This is a genomic window from Thermoflexus sp., from assembly GCF_025055495.1.
GTDB lineage: Bacteria > Chloroflexota > Anaerolineae > Thermoflexales > Thermoflexaceae > Thermoflexus.
Window position 1 is genome coordinate 1 of sequence record NZ_JANWXB010000037.1, and the last position, 4,731, is coordinate 4,731.

A 4,731-nucleotide genomic window follows, 5' to 3' on the forward strand; every position below is an offset into this window, starting at 1 on the left:
CCCCCGTCGCCTTCCCGCCTCCGTTTTTTCCCCGTTGTGGTTGGGGGGTGGGCGGCCCCCCCCCCCACCCCCATCCCCTCCCGAATAGAACGCGGGCGCGCATCGCGCGCCCGACCTTTTATTTTAACGCAGATCATCTCACGCTGAGCCTCGGGGAAAGCCGATCGCACGATATGCAATCCGGGCGCTCCACCTATACAGGGCGAGCCCTCCCTTCCTGAGCTGCGGGTGGAAGGGCGATGAGGGGTTAATATCGTAACAGGGCAGCGACGCCCACTTCCTGCAATCGGGGATGGCCCTCCACGATCTCCACCTGTCCTCCGTTCTCCAGCACGGTGGCGATCAGCCAATCCACCGCGTCGGGCAACGGTTCGAAGGCCGCGCCACAGAACGGGCATGTCTCCCGCGATATGGCGGTGAGGAAACCGCAGCCCGTGCAGCGATAGGCTGGAGCGTGGAAGCCGTCCGCCACCAGCAACACCTGCACCCGTCCCTCCGCCGCCGCCCCCAGCGTGTCATCCAGGTTCATCACGCCATTGCCCCCTTTGGCCGCCGCGGTGATCGCCGCATCCACGAGGGCGAACTCCCGAGCCTGTTCCGTCTGCTGGAGGATCCGCAGGCTTGCCTCTTGAATCTCCCCCTCATCCGACATGCGGTCCCCCGGTATGGTCCCGGCGATGCGATCCCGCCAGGGGCGCGGCAGGAGTTCCCGGAACTCCACCACCGTGGGATCCGCGCCGCCGAGGAGCAGGTAGCGGGGCTGATGTCGCTCGCAGAAGGCCACCGTTAGCTCGGCGGCCTCTTTCAGATTGCGATAGGCGACCTCATCCTCATGCCGCTGGAGCTTCTCGGCGCCCCAGCCACCCTGCTTGTGCCGCTTGATCGGCTCCCCGCGCAGCTCCACGGTCTCCTGGAGCTCGCCCATCTGGTAGAACAGCAAACGGACGTGGGTCTTATCGACCAGCGCCACCAGGAAGCGCCCGTAGGCGTCCCACAGTTTGACCAGGGGGAACACATACGGCTTGCGGCCGACGAAGACGAGGTTCGGCGTGGGCACGGCCAGCGAGAACACGCGCCAGAACCCCTGGCTCTGAGAGGAGAAGATCGCCAGACCTCGTCCGGATCCGTCGTATTCCAGCTCGACAAAGCGTTGAACTGCCTCCACATCCGCTCGCGGGACCTGATCTTCCACGCGCCCCAGCAGATGTCGCAGGGTCAACCGGTAATGATCCTTGGTTTGATGACGAGGATCCACATTCAGGTAGAGGCTGAGAATGGGAGCATGGAGGCTTTCCAGCGCAGCCAGTTCCCGCAGATCTTGTTCGCTGAACATCGGCCACCTCCAAACCTGTGTTCTCCCGTGCCTAACGTAGGGATTTCAGGAGCGAAGGGAAGGCAGGTAAAGTCCCTCCCTGCCCGAGCCTCGAAGGTCCTCAGGAAGGAGGAGAAACATATCCTGGCCCATGTTCAGGGCCCGTGCCGCTGGCTGGGCCCGATGGGGGGAGGGTTTGAGGTGGTCAGGTGGGTAGCGGAGCTCCCTGTCCCATCACCTCCAACCCCCGGCAGGAAGCGAACGGCGTAATTCCCGTTCATTTCCATTTTAACCCTTTATGGAATTTACCAGCTGCCGAAAGCGCAGCGCATCCTCCCACATGGACACGTTATTGAACAGCACGAAGACCTCCCGGAACCCCTGACCGCGATCCCTGAGCTCCTCCAGGTCTGCATCCGTGTAGCGATACGCATATCCGGTCCGTCCGTGGAGACGGAAATAGGCGATTTCCCCGGTGACGGGGGGACGGATGAAGGGATCCACGGCGTGGATCAGGCCGTAGCGCTGGCAGATCCGTCGGATCACCTTGTCGGGCCAATCCCCCCGGGGCTCCCAGGCCACGCGAAAGGGGACCTCCCCCATCCGCTCCAGGAAGGCCTCGAGGTGGCGGAGGTGCTCCGGAGCCGGGGTAAAGGAGGCCGGGCATTGCAACAGCACCACGGCCGCCTTCAGGGCCTGCGCGGCCTCCACCGTGGCGGCCCATCCCCGCTCCACCACCGGGGTGGCCTGGAACAGGCCGGCCATCGGGCGTTCTTCCGGGGCCAGCGGGCGTCGGAGCCGGCGATAAGTCGGGCTGCTGGCGGGATGGGTGATCAACTGCCACGCCTTCATAGTGAAGACGAAATCGCGGCCGGCTTCCTCCCGCCAGCGTCGGAGGGTCTTCGGTTGGGGTGGGTCGTAGAACGTTTGCTGAACCTCCACCACCCGGAAGGTCTGGAAGTAAACGGATCGCGCTTTCGGGAATCCACAACAGCCGATATGCCACATCTCCCCCCTCACCTCCCTCGAAGCGCCCCCGGCACCGCGCGGCGGCCCATCCCTCGCCGGATCCAACGGGGCTATGGCGAATCTTCTGCTTTCATCACCCGGCCGCCTGCAGCGCGGATCAGGCGATCCCGGATGGCCAGGCCCAGCCCTCGTGTCCCGAAATCCCGGGCGAGGATCAGATCGGGCCCCCGCGCGTCCAGATCGCGCATCGCCGGATAGAGCCGTCGAGCCACCCCTTCCAGATCCCCCTCGGATCCCAGCACAGCGATCTCCACCGGCAGATCCGCCACGGCCGGCTGATCCTCTTCCGCGATCAGCATTCCTACCCGATAGCCTTCCTGAAGATACCGGATGGCCAGTTCGCGGAGCCGCAAGCGGAGCCATCCTCCTGACCCGATCAGGACCACCATCTCCGCCCGGGGGGCATAGTGTTTGGGCAACATCCCGGGAGCCGGCGCGGGGCCGGCCACGGAGCGATCGAACACCGCCACCGGCCCGAGGATCGCTTCCAGGGCCTCGCGGGGCAGCCCTCCTGGCCGCAGGATGGTGGGAACCGGACGGGTGAGATCGACGACGGTCGATTCCACTCCAATGGCGGTGGGCCCGGCATCCAGGATCAGGTCGATCCGACCAGCCAGGTCCTCCAGCACATGCTGGGCGGTGGTGGGACTGGTATGACCGAACCGGTTCGCGCTGGGCGCAGCGATCGGCACCCCCGCGGCCCGGATCAGGGCCAGGGCCACCGGATGGGCCGGCATCCGAAGGGCGACGGTGGGCAGACCGGCCGTGGCAAGATCCGGGACGATGGGTTGCTTGGGGAGGACCAGGGTGAGGGGACCTGGCCAGAAGCGCCGGGCGAGGGTCCATGCGGCCGGGGGGATTTCCCGGGCCAGCTGGGGGAGCGCCTCCAGGTCGACGATGTGCAGGATCACCGGGTCCGTGGCCGGCCGCCCCTTGGCTTCGAACAGGCGGGCGAGGGCGACCGGATTCAGGCCATCGGCGCCCAGCCCATAAACGGTCTCCGTTGGGAAGGCCACCAGCCCGCCCTGTCGCAGGATCTCCGCCGCCCGAGCGATGATCTCGGGATCCGGATGCTGGAGGTCCACCGATACCACTTCGGTCATTCGACCCTCCTGAGCGTTACGCTGTTTCCCCTCCTCTCGGGAGGCTTCGCGGGAAGAGCGGTGGGGCCTCGGTGCCCGGCCCGCCCACGGGGTCGCTGGAGGCCTCTGGCCCCCAACCCCCGAGACGCGAGGGGCCGCCTCTCCGCCGAACGGAAGCCCGTTCGGCGGATCCCCAATTCATAACGGCTCGAAGCAACCGGTCTGTTCCGCTTCGTTCGATCGGCTTTCATAGGGATTTTGAGAGGAACCCGAAGGAAGGGCAAAATGAGGATATGATGGTCCACCCTTTCCAGGACGGGGACCCATGCGGATTCGCGCAGTCACGGTTTTCATCCCATGGAACCTCCAGGAGGTGACGCGGGCGGGGGCTCTCGCTTCGGCGGCGCGCGAAACGCTCACGCGCGCCGGCTATGAGGTCCAGACCATGCGCCTGGCGCTGCCGCCGTCGGAGGCCTCGAAGGATGGAACGGATTTCCTTTGCCAGGCCCAGGAGTGGGAAGCCATAGCCCGGGAGGTCGGGTTTGATTACCTGAGCCTGGGCCCCCTGGGGCCGCTGGCCGTCGAGATCCCCCGGCTGTTCGCGGAGACCGAACGGATCTTTGCCTCAATGATGCTTACGGATGGAAACGCGGTGCGGACAGCGGCGTGGATCATTCGGGAAAACGCCACGGTTGCCCCGGATGGCTTCGCCAACCTCCGGTTCGCCGCGCTGGCGAGCGTGCCCCCGCTGGGCCCCTTCTTCCCGGCGGCGTATCACGATGGGGGGCCGATGGCCATCGCCCTGGCGACCGAGGCGGCGGATCTGGCCGTGGAAGCCGCTCGCGCTGCTCGGGATCCAGCAGCGGCCCTGACGATGTTGCAGGCTCAGGTGGAGGCGACCGGCCGGTATCTGGCGCATCTCCTCCGCCCGCTGGCCTCTCGGTTCTCCGCCCGCTTCGCGGGGATCGATTTCTCCCTGGCGCCCTTCCCGGAACCGGAGCGCAGCATTGGGACGGCCATCGAGCTGCTCAGCGGGGTTCCCTTCGGGAAGGCTGGAACCCTCGCGGCGGTGGCCGGGCTGGCCGCGGCGGTGCAGAGGGCGGATTTCCCACGGACGGGCTTCTGTGGGATCATGCTCCCGGTCCTCGAAGATGCGGTCCTAGCCCGGCGAGCGGCGGAACAGCAGCTCCGCGTGAATGACCTGCTGCTGTATTCAGCGGTGTGCGGAACCGGTCTGGATACCCTTCCCCTGCCTGGATCCGCTTCCGAGGAAGCGCTGGCGCGGGTGCTGGATGACCTGCGCGCGCT

General features: G+C 66.4%; 4 protein-coding genes. 1 reads left to right on the forward strand and 3 read right to left on the reverse strand.

What is annotated here, in order from left to right; all coding sequences use genetic code 11:
* Positions 1–247: 247 nt before the first annotated feature.
* The 3 genes from NZM16_RS01320 to NZM16_RS01330 form a co-directional block, all read right to left on the reverse strand.
* Positions 248–1,333 (reverse strand): Vms1/Ankzf1 family peptidyl-tRNA hydrolase, encoded by a 1,086-nt coding sequence (locus NZM16_RS01320; protein WP_295451677.1) that lies wholly within the window; start codon positions 1,331–1,333, stop codon positions 248–250.
* A gap of 267 nt (positions 1,334–1,600) precedes the next feature.
* Positions 1,601–2,320, reverse strand: coding sequence for a DUF72 domain-containing protein (locus tag NZM16_RS01325; RefSeq protein WP_295477943.1), 720 nt, complete (start codon positions 2,318–2,320; stop codon positions 1,601–1,603).
* Positions 2,321–2,391: 71 nt separating this feature from the next.
* Positions 2,392–3,444: an L-threonylcarbamoyladenylate synthase gene (locus NZM16_RS01330; protein WP_295451674.1), complete on the reverse strand. Its 1,053-nt coding sequence runs from the start codon at positions 3,442–3,444 to the stop codon at positions 2,392–2,394.
* A 304-nt stretch (positions 3,445–3,748) separates the two neighbouring features.
* Here NZM16_RS01330 and NZM16_RS01335 point away from each other — a divergent pair.
* Positions 3,749–4,731 (forward strand): DUF711 family protein (locus tag NZM16_RS01335; protein ID WP_295477946.1); only part of this gene is annotated, 983 nt, incomplete at its 3' end.

Coding starts and splice junctions, on each gene's coding strand:
- NZM16_RS01320 (WP_295451677.1), bottom strand. CDS start 1,333: ATGTTCAGCGAACAAGATCTGCGGGAACTGGCTGCGCTGGAAAGCCTC.
- NZM16_RS01325 (WP_295477943.1), bottom strand. CDS start 2,320: ATGTGGCATATCGGCTGTTGTGGATTCCCGAAAGCGCGATCCGTTTAC.
- NZM16_RS01330 (WP_295451674.1), bottom strand. CDS start 3,444: ATGACCGAAGTGGTATCGGTGGACCTCCAGCATCCGGATCCCGAGATC.